Source organism: Rhizobium sp. Root483D2 (genome assembly GCF_001426685.1).
Lineage (GTDB): Bacteria > Pseudomonadota > Alphaproteobacteria > Rhizobiales > Rhizobiaceae > Pararhizobium > Pararhizobium qamdonense.
The window spans coordinates 90,693-104,600 of record NZ_LMFB01000039.1 but is presented as its reverse complement, the minus strand read 5'-3'; the positions used below and the strand labels follow the sequence as shown (position 1 = coordinate 104,600).

Annotated in this window: 15 protein-coding genes; 8 read left to right on the top strand and 7 right to left on the bottom strand. The window is 57.3% G+C overall.

Annotated elements, in window-relative coordinates:
- Window positions 1-11: 11 nt before the first annotated feature.
- Together ASD32_RS31030 and ASD32_RS24335 are read right to left on the bottom strand one after the other, a co-directional pair.
- Window positions 12-1,451 carry a cbb3-type cytochrome c oxidase subunit I gene (locus tag ASD32_RS31030; RefSeq protein ID WP_348270750.1) on the bottom strand — a complete coding sequence of 480 codons (1,440 nt, stop codon included), beginning with the start codon at window positions 1,449-1,451 and terminating at the stop codon, window positions 12-14.
- Window positions 1,448-2,107 carry a cytochrome B gene (locus ASD32_RS24335; protein WP_244490255.1) on the bottom strand — a complete coding sequence of 220 codons (660 nt, stop codon included), beginning with the start codon at window positions 2,105-2,107 and terminating at the stop codon, window positions 1,448-1,450. Before ASD32_RS24335 ends, ASD32_RS31030 begins: the two co-directional genes overlap by 4 nt.
- 33 nt (window positions 2,108-2,140) lie before the next feature.
- Here ASD32_RS24335 and ASD32_RS24330 point away from each other — a divergent pair, with 33 nt between their 5' ends.
- Window positions 2,141-2,662 (top strand): DUF2231 domain-containing protein, encoded by a 522-nt coding sequence (locus ASD32_RS24330; RefSeq protein WP_060640614.1) that lies wholly within the window; start codon window positions 2,141-2,143, stop codon window positions 2,660-2,662.
- Here the strand turns inward: ASD32_RS24330 and ASD32_RS24325 are convergent.
- Together ASD32_RS24325 and ASD32_RS24320 are read right to left on the bottom strand one after the other, a co-directional pair.
- Window positions 2,632-3,141, bottom strand: coding sequence for a CopD family protein (locus ASD32_RS24325; protein ID WP_060640613.1), 510 nt, complete (start codon window positions 3,139-3,141; stop codon window positions 2,632-2,634). The genes ASD32_RS24330 and ASD32_RS24325 overlap by 31 nt on opposite strands.
- Window positions 3,138-3,686: a cytochrome c oxidase assembly protein gene (locus tag ASD32_RS24320; protein WP_244490254.1), complete on the bottom strand. Its 549-nt coding sequence runs from the start codon at window positions 3,684-3,686 to the stop codon at window positions 3,138-3,140. Before ASD32_RS24320 ends, ASD32_RS24325 begins: the two co-directional genes overlap by 4 nt.
- An 850-nt stretch (window positions 3,687-4,536) precedes the next feature.
- Here ASD32_RS24320 and ASD32_RS30375 point away from each other — a divergent pair.
- On the top strand, window positions 4,537-4,758 hold the full coding sequence (locus ASD32_RS30375; RefSeq protein ID WP_200953641.1) for a hypothetical protein: 222 nt from the start codon (window positions 4,537-4,539) through the stop codon (window positions 4,756-4,758).
- Between the two features lie 864 nt (window positions 4,759-5,622).
- Here the strand turns inward: ASD32_RS30375 and ASD32_RS24310 are convergent.
- From ASD32_RS24310 to ASD32_RS29810, 3 genes are all read right to left on the bottom strand, one after another.
- Complete coding sequence (locus ASD32_RS24310; RefSeq protein WP_060640610.1) at window positions 5,623-6,243, bottom strand: general stress protein; 621 nt, start codon at window positions 6,241-6,243, stop codon at window positions 5,623-5,625.
- A 33-nt stretch (window positions 6,244-6,276) separates the two neighbouring features.
- The gene (locus ASD32_RS24305) at window positions 6,277-6,597 is read right to left on the bottom strand and encodes a PepSY domain-containing protein (protein WP_060640609.1); all 321 of its coding nucleotides are present in this window, start codon (window positions 6,595-6,597) and stop codon (window positions 6,277-6,279) included.
- 436 nt (window positions 6,598-7,033) lie between these two features.
- Window positions 7,034-7,192 (bottom strand): hypothetical protein, encoded by a 159-nt coding sequence (locus ASD32_RS29810; protein ID WP_156383328.1) that lies wholly within the window; start codon window positions 7,190-7,192, stop codon window positions 7,034-7,036.
- A gap of 221 nt (window positions 7,193-7,413) precedes the next feature.
- Between ASD32_RS29810 and ASD32_RS24300 the strand changes: the two genes are divergently transcribed.
- The 6 genes from ASD32_RS24300 to ASD32_RS24275 all read left to right on the top strand — a co-directional run bounded on the left by ASD32_RS24300 (window position 7,414) and on the right by ASD32_RS24275 (window position 13,848).
- Window positions 7,414-7,716, top strand: coding sequence for a hypothetical protein (locus ASD32_RS24300; protein WP_060640608.1), 303 nt, complete (start codon window positions 7,414-7,416; stop codon window positions 7,714-7,716).
- An 810-nt stretch (window positions 7,717-8,526) separates the two neighbouring features.
- Window positions 8,527-8,976, top strand: coding sequence for a BA14K family protein (locus tag ASD32_RS24295; RefSeq protein ID WP_082546913.1), 450 nt, complete (start codon window positions 8,527-8,529; stop codon window positions 8,974-8,976).
- Window positions 8,977-9,268: 292 nt separating this feature from the next.
- Window positions 9,269-11,242 carry an OmpA family protein gene (locus tag ASD32_RS24290; RefSeq protein ID WP_060640606.1) on the top strand — a complete coding sequence of 658 codons (1,974 nt, stop codon included), beginning with the start codon at window positions 9,269-9,271 and terminating at the stop codon, window positions 11,240-11,242.
- Between the two features lie 161 nt (window positions 11,243-11,403).
- Window positions 11,404-11,739 carry a hypothetical protein gene (locus ASD32_RS24285; protein ID WP_060640605.1) on the top strand — a complete coding sequence of 112 codons (336 nt, stop codon included), beginning with the start codon at window positions 11,404-11,406 and terminating at the stop codon, window positions 11,737-11,739.
- Between the two features lie 201 nt (window positions 11,740-11,940).
- Entirely contained in the window at window positions 11,941-12,189 is a 249-nt protein-coding gene (locus tag ASD32_RS24280) for a DUF982 domain-containing protein (RefSeq protein ID WP_060640604.1), read from the top strand.
- A gap of 987 nt (window positions 12,190-13,176) precedes the next feature.
- Complete coding sequence (locus ASD32_RS24275) at window positions 13,177-13,848, top strand: hypothetical protein (protein WP_060640603.1); 672 nt, start codon at window positions 13,177-13,179, stop codon at window positions 13,846-13,848.
- The last annotated feature ends 60 nt before the right edge of the window (window positions 13,849-13,908 follow it).

Here is a 13,908-nt window from a genome sequence, read left to right as displayed (position 1 = left end):
GGCGACGAGGTTCAGTGCCGTCCATCCCTGATCCGCGTCATAGGTCCAGGTCCGCCTTCGCTGACCCAGCAACCCGCCATGTGAATCGAAAAAAACGTGATGTGGAACGACGGCACCACCAACCAGAACGCCGCCTCTCCGAGTTTGAAAAACCGCGTCCGCCCGGTGAGCAGAGGCATGAAGTAATAGATCGCCGCGACCATCGGAAAGACATAGCCGCCGATCAGCACATAATGCAGATGCGCCACCACGAAATGTGTGTCGTGGACCTGCCAGTTGAACGGCACCACAGCCAGCATCACCCCTGTCAGCCCGCCTATCACGAAGGTTGCAAAGAATCCCATGATCCACAGCATCGGCAATTCCATCCGGGCGCGGCCTTTCCACAAAGTTCCAATCCACGAAAAAATCATGACCGAAGTTGGCACCGCGACGAGCGTGGACGCCGCTGAAAAGAACGCGAGCCCCATATGCGGAATACCGGTCGTGAACATGTGGTGGACCCAGAGGCCAAAGCTAAGCACGGCCAGCGACACAGCCGCCGCCACAACCCAGCCGTAGCCCAGCAAGTTGGTGCGCGCCATCACCGGCAAGATGGTGGCTATCATGCCCGCAGCGGGCAGAAAGATGATGTAAACCTCAGGGTGACCGAACAGCCAGAACAGGTGCTGCCACAGCAGGGGGTCGCCGCCGTTTTCCACCTTAAAGAACGGCCAGTTCAGCGCGCGTTCCACCTCCAGCAGTAGCGAGCCAAGGATCATCGGCGGAAACGCCGTCAGAATCATCACCGACACGACCAGAATATACCACGCAAAGATCGGCATTCGCGACAGACTCATCCCCGCTGCGCGGTAGCGCAGCACAGTCACGATCACCTCAATCGCCGTCGCGATAGCCGAAACCTCGATCGATGTAATACCCAGCAACCAGACATCGGCCCCAATCCCCGGCGAAAATGCCGCCGAGGACAGCGGCGGATACATGAACCAGCCACCATCGGGGGCAAGGCCCATCAGCATGGCGATAATGACCGCACTGCCGCCGAAGATATAAACCCAAAGTCCGTAGGCCCCAAGGCGCGGGAACGCCAAATCGCGGGTGCCCAGCATGCCCGGCAGCAGTAGCATCGACATCGCCTCGAAGAACGGGATCGCGAACAGGAACATCATCACAGTGCCATGCATCGTAAAGATCTGGCTGTAGACCTGCGGCTCCATGAAGGCCGAGTCCGGTGTCGCAAGCTGTGTGCGGATCAACATGGCAAGGATGCCGCCGATGACAAAGAACGAAGTGGCGACAATCAGGAACAAGGTGCCGATGTCATTGTTGTTGCTGGTGGTAAACCAGCCACGAAAACGCTGATCGGACCCCCATATGCGCGCAAGGCCCCTGTGTAGGCGTAGCGCCTTCCCACGCGGCTGTGAGACGGATGAAGGACGGTCATCGGTCATTGTGTGCCTCCTACCAGGAATGTGGCCCAGGACGCCGCATCATGCGCCTCAACCTTAAACACATGCTCCCGGTATCCGCGTCCGCTGAACTCGGCACTTTGACCGTCATATGTGCCCGGGCGTGCGGCCTCGATACGCAGGACGTTCACATGGCCAGGTATCGCATCAAGCTTGCCCGCCAGACGTGGCACCCAGAACGAATGGATCACATCAGTGCTGGTGATCTCGACATTCACGGGGCGGCCCGCAGGAATGTGCAGCACGCCTTCGGTTGCAATTACTTGGTCCTCGCCATAGCGAAACGTCCACGCCCATTGCCGCGCCTCGGCCTGAACGGTCACTAGATCGAGCGCCTCGCGTGGTAGCAATCGCTCACCGATGGAAAGACCATATCCTGTCAGCGCAGCCAGCGTTACCAGCGGAAAGCCAAGCCCAAAACCCCAAATCCAGACACGGGTTCCGCTCTCGTCCTTGCCGTCAACTGACGGATTGGCAGGGCGATAAGAGGCGGCAATCAACAACGCCATAACCAAAAGAAAGATTGCCAACCCGCAAGCCAGCATGACCCACCACAAATCTGCAATAGTATGTGCTGCCGGTCCCGCAGGATGCAGCATCGAAAGCCGTGCTTGGCAACCAGTTGCGATCTGAAGCATTGTCACAAATGCAGCACCGCGAAGGAGTCTCTGGTGACACAAAAGATGAAGCAAGTGGCAGAGGATATTGCCCCGTTGGAAGACCCGATCACCAGCGATCCCGCATTTCAGCAAACCGAAAGCCGCGTCGCGATCTGGGGTCATCCGTTGCATGCCATGACCGTGGCCTTCCCGGTGGCGCTGACGTTTTGTGCCTTTGGGGCCGACGTGCTTTACTGGTGGTCGGGGCAGGAACGTTGGGCTTGGGCGGCGCTTTGGGCTACAGGCACCGCCTTTCTTTTCGGCCTGCTGGCAGGGGCCAGCGGCACGATGGAATTGCTGATGGTCCCCGGCATCCGAATTCGAGCTGCAGCCTGGACGCATTTCGTCATCGCCGTCATGCTGCTGTCCGTGCTGGGGCTGAACTGGGGGTGGCGGCTGAACGGATACGAGTCCGCCATTCTGCCTTGGGGTATCCTCATGTCCGGCTTTGCGGTCATTGTCGTGGCGGCAACGGGGTGGCATGGCGGTAAGCTCGTTTTCGACTATGGTTTGGGGGTATCAAAGGGCAACTGACGACCGAAAGGTTGCAAAAGCCACGACGGCATCGGCATTTCGCCCAGTTCGGGCTTGGCCAGAACAAGAAACAGAACGCCGACCACCAGACCGAAAATAAAAATGGTTGGAACCAGAGGCTCGGGAGGTTCGTGCTCGCCTTCCGTTTCGGCCACGGCAACGATCGTATGCCCCACCCATGCGTGCATTCCAACAAGCCCTGTGACAAGGATGAGTTTTCCAAAAATCCACACGGTGAAAACCTCACGAATGAAGATCAGGGTTGATCCTGTGACAATTGCCAAAACCGCCACTGGCGTGATGATCCAGACATATCCGAAATGGGTGGCGCGGCGGATTTGCGCGAATTCGGCCTGCACGATCGTGCGGTCGTGGCGGGCTAACATGCGGGGCAAGGCGATCAGCCCGGCAATCCAGACCGCGACGAAACTCAGGTGTAGCGCCTTGAGATGTGGAACCAGTCCTTCAAACCAGATCACTGGAGTTCTCCCATCTCGCGCCACGCCCGTTGTGCCAGCATCCACCCCCACACAGCAAAAGGCAGGCCCGCGGGCATCCACATCAGGAGCCCGCCAAGCTGCTGGTCAGACAGCGGCGACAGCCCCCAAAGCAGCGGTGCCGTTGCGTGGGTTGCATAGACCGCATTCGGCGCAAGGGTCAGGATCGCGCCCAACAGTCCCATCGCAAGATAGGCCAGAAACACCCACCCCACGCCCGACCCTCCGGGTTGCGAAAACACTGCACGCCAGAAGAGATATGCAGACCCAAACAGGGTCGCCTGCATGGCCCAGAAAACCGCCATATGCCCCAGAGCCGCGTCATAAGCCATAGGCGCATGCCACAGCCATAGCGCGACCGTGGCTTGAAGAAATGGCAGACCCACCCCCGTTGTCGCCCGCGCGGGGCGCGAGAGTGCAAAAAGCGGGGCTGCCACCGCCACCAGAAGAACATGATGTACCACCCGCGCTGAAAACAGCGCCGAGGACAGAGCGCAAAGCGGTGATAGGAACGCAAATGCCAACACGACTATGGCCGCAGCACCGGGGCGGTTCCGCCCTGCCCAAAGTGTCAACGTGACCAAGATTGCAAGTGCCCAAGGCTCGATATTCCAGCGTGATAATAGATCCGCGGGTACCGGCGCAGGGCCACAATAGCTGCCCTGCCAATTGCTCACGTCGAAGCCGGAAAAGCGGGTGTTGCGACACTCATTTCTTTACTCCTGTGCGGGGAGGCTGTCTGCAGCCATATCATCGTCTACCTGCGGCTTTCGAATTTACCCCCAACGCCCCAGATCACTACAGCATGTCAGTGCGCGGATCGACTGCCGCACCGCCCCAAATGTTGCCTCTGCGGTCGCGCAGCACAGGAACCTACCTTGAACAGACGGCGGGGTATAGAGCCAAAGGGCAGTGCGTCGGGCAGCGTCCAAAGCTCGGCAGCGTCGTGTGATTGATGGTCGCCTCAAGCACATCGGCAAAGGGCTGCGCTGGCGACAGTAGCTTGCCCTCAGCCTCGCTAGCCGCACGGCGCGCTCCTCAACAAGGAACAATAGTTCCCCGGTGCTGCAATCCAGGACGAAGGTGACACTTGCTTCGTCGTCTGCACCGGCGCGGTACGCTCACGCCGTCGCGCATGATGGACCCTCATTGCTCGCCGAGACAAGGTCTTCGACCAGCGTATGTCCAGAACATGGTCAAGCTTGTCGCCGCCGGCAATGACCGTGCCAAGGTCCTACAGCATTCCAGCATTCGCTTCGAAGAGGGCGACGCGAGCGATCTGGTCAACCTCGAAGATGGGGAATTTGACGTCGTCTCGATCTTCGGCGCCATGTTCGCACCCAGGCCAGGCGATGTAGCCCCGGCGATCCCACCCTCGTGGCGCAGATACTCAGGATCAGCTCTGGCTACTCACCGCCGCCGCCGGAAGGCTTCGTCAGTCCGATGACCTGGGGCGTGGAAGCCAGTGTGATCGAGCGCTTCGAAGCCGCCGGCATTCCCCCTAATAACATCACCTGTGAGAAAGATACTTACATATTCAATTATATTAGCATTCACGCGCACATCATGCCGAACCGATCGTTTTTCACCCGAAGCTGACAGCTTCGAAATTTGCGACGTGGCCTGTTCGAGATCCCTTTGGGAATTATGGCAAACTCGACTCTCTCTAGTGACAGTGTGATTTCACGTAGGTGGCGGAGATACCGATGGGTTATGAGTGGAATGACAAACGCGCAAGACGAGCGCGGTCCCGCAAAAGCTGCCGCGATCTGGATCGCAGCCGTGGTGGGTGTGCCCACGTCCATGGTCATGGCATTTGCACCACCTCAATCAAATGCCATGCTCACCGATGTCCAAGTAACCCCCCCAACTAAATTAATGACAAGCTGAAAACATGCCTCTCTAGAATGTCTGGTTTGGGGCTGGTGGCAGACTGCCCGCTTCTGGGTGCTTCGAGCAAGAAGCCAAAGATGTACCCCTAGCGCCGAGTGCGGTGACTAAGCGTCTTCAGCGGCTGGCGTCAATCGATTTGGTTTTCGACAATTTCATATCCAAGAGCGCCGCCAGAAAAATTCTTATTTTTTCGCCTCTGCCGGCGCCAGTTTCCAGCTCGTCAACCCCCACATCGTCCCGAAGTTCACGCAAGCCTGCTTATAAGTCTTGCCGCCGTCGAACCAACGCGGCAGAAAGTATGCATTTCGGATCAAGCGCCGTCACCGATTCCCCAAGACGGGAGATAGGCGAAACTGGCCATATGACGAGGTGAATTTTGTTTGCAATCAAAGATCAGCGAATATTGCAGGAAGCTTCGCCAGCCACCTAAACAGGCCTCATTGTGCCAGCCGCGTGCTTTGAACAATGCTGAAAGGCGCTACATTGGTGGCGTTCTTTATGGGAGGAAAACCTCCGTGCGCACGAACGGGGCCGATCAGGCCCCATTCGCTTAAACTTAAACAATCTGGATTAAACAGATGATGCGCGGCCCGCATAACGCGCGCGCTCCTCATCGATTTCCGCCTTTGAGTAAGGATTGGCGCTGTCGTCGAAGGCGGTCCAACCCTGACCTTCATAAGCAGTACGCCGCGCCGAAAGATCGACCCAGTTCGAACGCTTGAGAATGGCTTCTGCCTCGGTGGCACGGGCATCATCGACCTTAGCTGTGACGAGGGTACCGCCACGACGCACACCTTCAGCGTAAACATGGGCGTCTCGTTCGTCGACGCCGGACTCCGTCAGAGCTCCTACGATGCCGCCCGCCGCACCACCGACGACCGCGCCGGCAACAGCGCCAGCAGCCGTGGCGGCAAGCCAACCTGCGGCAACGACCGGGCCGACGCCTGGGATGGCCATAATGCCAAGACCAGTCAGAAGACCGCCTACGCCGCCAACGGCAGCGCCGATCCCTGCCCCTGTTCCTGCATCCTCGGCGACATCATTGTCATTGTCGTCGTCGTTGTAGCGTCCGTCTGAATTGTTAGAGACGATGCTGATGTCACTGTCGGAAATACCTGCCGCCTTGAGCTGATCAACTGCTGAGGTCGCATCAGAGTAGTTGTCGAAAAGACCTGTCACTGTTTTCGTCATGGTGATTCTCCTCGTTATTGTTCTTGATCGCGCTTACTTGGCGACGACGTTGCCCTGGTAGTCCAATGACACCACTACGGCCTTGCCGTCCTTGGTCGCCTTGCCCTGCCAAACTCCCTTGTCGTCGAGCTTCAGCTCGGTGACGTCGGCATAACCGGCTTCGGTAATGCGCTCTTTTGCCTGATCTTCCGTGAAGCTGTTCGCCCCTTCGACGGGTGCGGTTGCGTTCTGCTCGGAAGGTGTGGCGACGGCCGGAGTATCGCCGTCCGGATTCGCGGCAGGCTTGGTTTCCTGTGCAAATACCGAGGTCGCGGAAAAGGCGATGGCCGCTGTTGCGATAAGAAGTTTTTTCATGAGGTTCTCCTGTTGGGATCGTTGGTTGATCCTGGCGATCACAACACGCCTGATATTATATAGTTCCAGTACAACAGGCCGTCGAACCGCCACCGAGACCTATGCCTTACGTGTCGTAGACCAAAGTCCTACATTAGAGTCGGATCATTCCAAAGATCTGACAAGAAGTCCTTTGGAACTGAACAGACAGAGCGCGTAAAGCTGAATGGGTCGGCAACAAATCCGTCGCCATAAAGGTTATGCATAGGGCCAATATCTGAGGAGGTCGGTGTCGCTTCAACATTGGAGGGAATGACTGTGGGGATGGCGGCGTCTTTCGCCTCGATATTATGATGCCTTTCTTAATATGTTACGGCGGCGGCGTGAGCGACAAAGCATCGCATTAGAACTTCGCCTGGAGCATTGATTAGGGCAATCAATTGCAGGGCCGACATGATTATCCAAGCTGCGCGGACAATCGGGCAATACGCGTTAAAACCAGCGACGTGATCCAGGGCATCATCGCCGAGGGTGATGAGGTCAGGGAAGCACCGTCGCGCTCGATGCTGACCTGACTTCCTCGGCATAGCCTATTGAGCGCGACGAGATCGTCCATTAAGTTGCCCTCCAAGTCTTAGGCTGAACAGTTTGGGTACACAGAAACCGTTGCGCTGCACGACACTATGCACTCGTAAGTTGCTGAAAATGCAACCTTCACCCCGCTGGGCAAAGACTCTGCGATCCTAAAAAGGTGCAAAACAGAGGTTCGTCTGATACTTTCTCGGACAAGGGAAGCGCGGGCCCGCCCCGGCGGGCTTTTTTGTCTATGAGGTATCCATGAGCTTAGAGAGCCGACGATCAACGATCCGAAAGCTGATCATCAGCGAGGGCATCGCTGGACGCCCGATCGAGGATGACGCGGACTTCTTATCGCTGGCGGAACGTTGGATCCACCGCGAAATCGACATGATGGAAATGCGTAGGCTGTATAAGGGCGTTCGGGATGAACGGCGTCGACGAAAGTGGGGTGGTGCGGACAGTGCAAGCGCAGTTTCCCCCTCGGTGAACGAACCGCCATCGTCGACTAATGAACTGTTGCCTGAGATCGCGCGGATCACACGAGCCATTGAGGAAAGGTAATGCCCGTAAGCTCGCTGCCTTTCCGTGCAGCACGGCTATCAGGCCCGGCAGACTATGCCGGGACCATCGCCGCAACCGGCTCCAACGCTATGCAAATCTCACGCGTTTGAAAAGCTTCGTGAAGGACTTTGACGGGAAGCATAGCCCGTATCTTTGCTGGAGGTACCGAAAGGCGTGACAAGAAAACGTCACGTCTCAGGCCCGGCCGCGAGGTCTGGAGATTCTGAGATTGTTCCTCGAGATTTCGTAACGCGTGTGAAAACCTCGCCGCCGTGCGCCGCCATATTGTCCCAACATCGTGGCGCAGTGCAGATAAGAGTTGCTGAACTGCTGGCCGGCTTCGTCCAAAGGGTGGCCACAGATCCTCTTTCGCGGTGGAAAGGATGGCTGTATCGGTTGATTGCGCAACCTCAACGCTCGCGGGCTGCGACTTTTCGGCTTCTTCAGGACCTGTTTGCGGTGTACCCGACTTCCCGGAGTCAGGCCCTCCGCGACGACGTTTTGGCTTTGAATCGTCCTCGGTGCCGGGCATTCATATCACTTTCATGTCTCTACATCCAATCCAGTGCCTAATGCGCGTCTGGGAAGGCATGCAGTTCTGCAATGATTTTTTTCGTGACCAACGTGGGATTCGTTTCGGCTCGGGTCGAGCCTAGCGACTAACAGGTCGCGGGCATCGGTCGATGCTGCACCGGACTAAGGTCTTGTGCCGGAAGCGCAAAGGTCCCGGACGCTGGATTTAAGGAACATAGGCGGAAGTGGGTCGTTCAAGTGGCGGTGAAGTAAACGGCATATAGAAAGGCTAAAACGATGCAAATATTAGGTTTGAATATCGCTCCCCTCGCGCTTTCGGTAGCATTGTTCGCGACCTCATTCTCGCCCGCAGAAGCTTTTACGGGACCTCAGCATACTCAAATCGCTCAACTCGGGCAAGATGTTGAAATTGTACAATATCGCCGACGCGATGGTGACTGGCGCCGACGGGACGGATTTTACCGTCGTGGGAATGAGGCTTACTATAATGGCCACCGTGGATATTACGAGCGTCGCCGCGGTTATCGTCGATATAACGGCGTATGGTTTCCCTTGGGTGCGTTTGCCGCCGGCGCCATTATTGGGGGCGCGGTTGCAGATCGGCCGGTTCGATACGGAGGGAGCCATGTGGAGTGGTGCGCCAATCGTTACCGCAGCTACCGGGCATATGACAATACTTACCAGCCCTACAACGGGCCGAGGCGCCTGTGTAATTCCCCATATTGAACAGCATCAATCGCAAAAGATGAAGAACGGCCGGGGATAAATTCCGGCCGTCGAATGCGTAAAAAAGACATTCCGGACTGCGTGCTGCTGACGCGTTATTCGGTCATCGTCTTCTCGGAGATTTAGCCTCGAAATCGGTGCGCGGTTATCGACACACCTGCGTGTTTCACATCACCATGAGGCTAATGGCGAGCGTTGGAAACGCAGTTGCGGGGGGGAGCCTCTATCAAGCATGACGAACCAAGAGGGCTGAAGGCCTGCGGTTTACCCAAACCCCGAAGAAGGAAATATAATGACCATTCGATCCAGACTTTTTGCGACCGTCGCATTTCCACTGCTGACGATGGTTGTCGCGATCGAGCCTGCTCTAGCAGACAGCCTGATGAAGCCGTTTGAGGTCGCGCAGGAAGGCGGCATCTCAAAGGACGGCGGTGAAGAGGCACCGGAGGAACCGTTGCGCAAGAAGCGCAAGCAAGGTGCCGAACGTTCCCAAGAGGAGCCGGCTGCCGAGGACGTTGAGACGAGCCGCGCTGAGCCAAAAAAGCGCCAGCGGCCCGAGCAGCGGCAGGAAGCAAAGCCGCCTGAAGAAGAACAACCGAGCCATGCCGAGCGGAACAAGCGCCAGCGGGCGGAACAGCAACAGCAGCAAGAAATCCAGTCCTCCGGCGACAACGACGTAGGCAAGGCAGCTGATAAGAACGCCAAGGCGCGTGCTGAACGCGAGAAGTCTCAAAATGCCGACCAGCAACAGCAGGAGGAACCCCTGCCCGCCCCCGACGACGAGGCGGCCAAGACTGCAAAGGAACGGGCGACGGCACGTCCCGAACGCCAGGAGCGCCAGGATGCAGAAGGCCAGCAACAGAAAGATGCTCAGCCTTCCAGTGAGAATGAGGCTGCTCAGAAGACTGCCGAAGAAAATCGACGTATTCGCGCCCAGCAGAAAGCCCCGGCCAAACAAGAAGATGGACAGCAGCCGGTGGCTGAAGGCGATCTGCGCCCGGCAATTGACGCCGATGCGAGTGAGACTCGACCCAAGCCTATCCCGGATATCGTAGATACGCGCAGCAATGGAGAAAAGCAGAAAGTTGCTCGCGATCCCGCAGCTTCCGACGATACGATTGTGCTGCCCGTCGACAACGGTGCCGCCGTTCTGGACAGCGACAAGGATGCCGACAACGCCGACGGCGATGCCCGCGAAACGCGCCGCACGCAGCGTGAGCGTGCCCGCGCCAAAGAAGAGAATGTGGAGGTTCCGAAATCGGATGAGGAAGCTCAGTCGAGCCTCAACGAACGTAGTCCAAGCCGCGAGGAATTGGACGCAAACATCAAGGAACAAGGTCGCCGTGTCGATGGCGTTCCCGAATTCAACGCCAAAGACTTAATTGATGCCTTTACCGGCAACGACGGCCGTCGGCTGCGGATTGACGACAGCCGCGACAACAGGTTGGTTCTCGATTTTGACAACCAGCTCATCGTGCGAGGCGACGACCGTCCGCGCCTGCGCCTCAACGCCCGCGAAACCTATTATGAAGAACTTTCAGGCGGGCGGTCCCGCGAGGTCATCCAACGGCCGAACGGTATTCGCATCGTGACGATCTATAATCGCTACGGCGATATCATTCAGCGTACGCGCATCGCCCAGGACGGGCGCGAATATTTGATGATCTATGCGGCCGAGACCGACAACGATCCACGTCCGCCACTTTACGATGTCGGCCAGGACCTGCCCCCGATGCGCCTGCGCGTGCCGGTTCGCGACTACATCATCGACACGTCGAGCGAGCCAGATCGTGACTACTATGACTTCCTTGCGGAGCCGCCGGTGGAACAAGTCGAGCGCACTTACTCGATCGACGAGGTGAGGAACTCCGCCCGTATCCGTGACAAAGTGCGTCGTATCGATCTCGATACAATCATCTTTGCCACGGGCAGCGCGGAAGTGCCGATGTCGCAGGCGAATACCCTGCGGAAAGTCGCAGACGCGATGCTGCAGGTGATCAAGAAAGACCCCGGTGAAACCTTTTTCATCGAAGGTCATACCGATGCGGTCGGTGGCAACGAGCCGAACCTCGTACTCTCGGACGAACGTGCCGAATCGGTCGGTTCTCTGCTGACCGAAGTCTACGACATCCCGGCTGAAAACCTGGTGACGCAAGGTTATGGCGAGCGCTTCCTCAAGGTCCGCACAGAGGAAGCCGAACAACAGAACCGCCGGGTGACTGTCCGTCGCGTCACGCCGCTTGTGCGTCCCGTAGCCCAGAATTAGGGAAGGCATTTCAAACGGACACAACCGCGAAACATTCCCTGCGGTGGATGGGCAGCGCGGTGTCCGCTAACTGCGCTGCAGGACAGGCACCGTTCACCAAACTTATTTTACCCAGTCGGCGAGGCAACCGGATTGACCCCTCACAATTCAAGGAAGAACACATGCATATCGAAGCCCCGAACCTACGCGAAAACCATCCTGATCGTGACCTGCAATGTCAAGACTGCATAGAAGGTATTGTGCAGGAGATCATCGCCGAAGCGACAAGACAGGGGTGGGAGTCGGTCGAGACGGTGCAGGCCATGCAAGAAGTACTTATGAGATTGCGTCTCGGCTTTGCCGGAGGTCTTGATCCGGAAGATCCACTGAACCTGGCGCCCCAGCCATACTATGATGAAAAAATCGAATCTTCGACCCTTCCACCGGGTCGTCAATTATCGGGTTACCATCTCCGCAAACCTGCCTTGAGGCGTCAGCAAGATCTCCCTCTAACCTGAAAGCGAGGTTCGCATCGTAGACCTAGAGTCAATCCAGAAAGCTGGCAGTCTCGAAGCGACTACCGAGTAGTTTTGTCCATGAAACGTATGTTGTCCGCAGATTCCGAAATTAGCCGTCAAGGCGACGACGAAACACGCTTTACGAGCCTCGTGAGACGCCGAGCCAAACATGCTTGAAGTAACTCGCCACAGGAGTGTTTTATGAACACAACGATTTGGGACGCAAACGTCGAGGTAAAAAAGGAGTGCGTGGATCATTTTGACGTTATTCGGAATCCGCGCGAGGCACTCGCCTACTTGTTGTCGCAGTGGCCAGAAGGCAAAGGAGCTAGCCATGCCAATGCCAAGCGGGCGTGCTTGGGTGCTCTGGCGGGAACAAACACGAACGCCGAAGCTCGAGCTGCATTTGAATTCGCTGCGCGTGAAGCCGGCATTCTCCGGCGGAACTGAAGGCGGGCCTCTTGTCCGCGTGTGTGACGGCCGTGTCTGCTCACTACGATTTCTCGGCTAAAGTGCCGCTTAAACTAGCGAACGATTGGGGGGCGTTCGATCGGAAGGCGGCGGGCGCCGTTCACCGAAAAATAGAACCCCCGTTGGCGCCGGTCCTGCAGACATCGAGCCCGCCTGAACTCGACTGGAGCCGTCGGTACACTTCGGTGAATTTAAGTCTGCGACGATATTTCCGCGATCGATGCTGACAGCGTCAACGCATGTAGCGGGGATCGCCGCCTTCACCCCGGCGAGAAAAACCGAGTTTATAGCAGCGCTTCCTCAAGGTCCGGACACGAAGGCCAAACTCCAGAGCCGTCGGTAGACCATCCGTCGCCCGACGCCGCTGGTCCGCACCATGGCCTAGGATGAGACACCCTCGACCCCCACTGGCCATCAGCTGCGCTGATGGGTAAACAAAGCTAATCGCGAAGTATTCTTCTGCATGTAGGTACGAGGTAGCATCAGCGGGAAATCCCTAACCGCCCTAGCCCGGTTGCTGACGCGGCAACATCGCCTTTGCCGGTTGCTGGGAGGCCTCTCCTATTGATGTTGCGACCGGGTGCGATGATGCTCAGACACGCCATGCCAAGGAATGGCTGTATCAGACCATCTTGATAATGGTTGGCGATGACGTTCAGTAACCGTCGATGACTCGTACCAATTCGCCGGTGACATAGCCGAAACATCGTGGCGATGCGAGGAGGACATATACGGGACGATCTCTTCCGGGTGCGCATCGAAAGCACCGGTGCCCGGTGGATGATCAGCGGCCGGCATTTTACTTTGAATGCGTCGGACCTTTCGCGGAAAATCGACCAGACCTAAGCCCTAGACACAACAGTAATGGTCTGGGGCCGGTAGAAGCAATCCCCCGCACCAACTAGTCTCCCGGTGAAGGTGTCCCGTCCTTACAGAATGGTTCGGGAAACCTGAATGGAGAGACTTATGTCTATCACGAAAATAATCGGCCGTAGCGTCCTCGCGTTGACCATCGCGCTGGCCCCAGCCGCAGTCGCTACATTTGGCGGCACAGGCGTAGCCTACGCAAAAGATGGTACCGGCGGCGGAGGCGGACGTGGCAACGGCAACGGTGGAGGGCGCGGCAGTAGCGCGAGCTCCGACCACGGTAAATCGGGTGACACCCGCTCAGAAAAACAAGGAAAGGCCGACCGCACCGACCGCACTCCGACGCTTAAGTCGTTTTTCACATTCGGAAAGAAATCCGACAAAGCAATCGAGGCGGAAAAATCGGTGAAGACGGTCAACGTAAATGCAGCCCACTCCAAGACTGCCGGAATAAACTCGCTCAACCGCAACTATCACGCATATCTGAATTCGAATGATCCTCGCATGGCGGCCGTTTCAGCCTATGCAATCGCCTATGCGGCGTTTGAAGCCGAGAATGGCACGGACGTTGTTCCGACTGATCCGGCCTTGAGCGACGAGGCATTGCGCGACGCGCTCGCCACCTTCACGAAAGACGGTGTCGTAACCGACTACACTCTGTATAGGGCCAAAGATATTCTCGGTGTCGGACCCGAGTTTGGCAAAATCGATCAAATCCGCGACACGTTTCCGAAGCAGGCGCCCTATGCCGAACCAAATACTGTGGACTAAAGCTAATGTGACCAGACGCTGATTAAGCTGCTCAGGACAAAGTTCGGCAGAATTCGCCCG

Coding starts and splice junctions, on each gene's coding strand:
- ASD32_RS29810 (WP_156383328.1), bottom strand. CDS start 7,192: ATGGACGATCTCGTCGCGCTCAATAGGCTATGCCGAGGAAGTCAGGTC.
- ASD32_RS31030 (WP_348270750.1), bottom strand. CDS start 1,451: ATGACCGATGACCGTCCTTCATCCGTCTCACAGCCGCGTGGGAAGGCG.
- ASD32_RS24280 (WP_060640604.1), top strand. CDS start 11,941: ATGAACACAACGATTTGGGACGCAAACGTCGAGGTAAAAAAGGAGTGC.
- ASD32_RS24275 (WP_060640603.1), top strand. CDS start 13,177: ATGTCTATCACGAAAATAATCGGCCGTAGCGTCCTCGCGTTGACCATC.
- ASD32_RS24310 (WP_060640610.1), bottom strand. CDS start 6,243: ATGACGAAAACAGTGACAGGTCTTTTCGACAACTACTCTGATGCGACC.
- ASD32_RS24290 (WP_060640606.1), top strand. CDS start 9,269: ATGACCATTCGATCCAGACTTTTTGCGACCGTCGCATTTCCACTGCTG.
- ASD32_RS24295 (WP_082546913.1), top strand. CDS start 8,527: ATGCAAATATTAGGTTTGAATATCGCTCCCCTCGCGCTTTCGGTAGCA.
- ASD32_RS24285 (WP_060640605.1), top strand. CDS start 11,404: ATGCATATCGAAGCCCCGAACCTACGCGAAAACCATCCTGATCGTGAC.
- ASD32_RS24300 (WP_060640608.1), top strand. CDS start 7,414: ATGAGCTTAGAGAGCCGACGATCAACGATCCGAAAGCTGATCATCAGC.
- ASD32_RS24305 (WP_060640609.1), bottom strand. CDS start 6,597: ATGAAAAAACTTCTTATCGCAACAGCGGCCATCGCCTTTTCCGCGACC.
- ASD32_RS24335 (WP_244490255.1), bottom strand. CDS start 2,107: ATGCTTCAGATCGCAACTGGTTGCCAAGCACGGCTTTCGATGCTGCAT.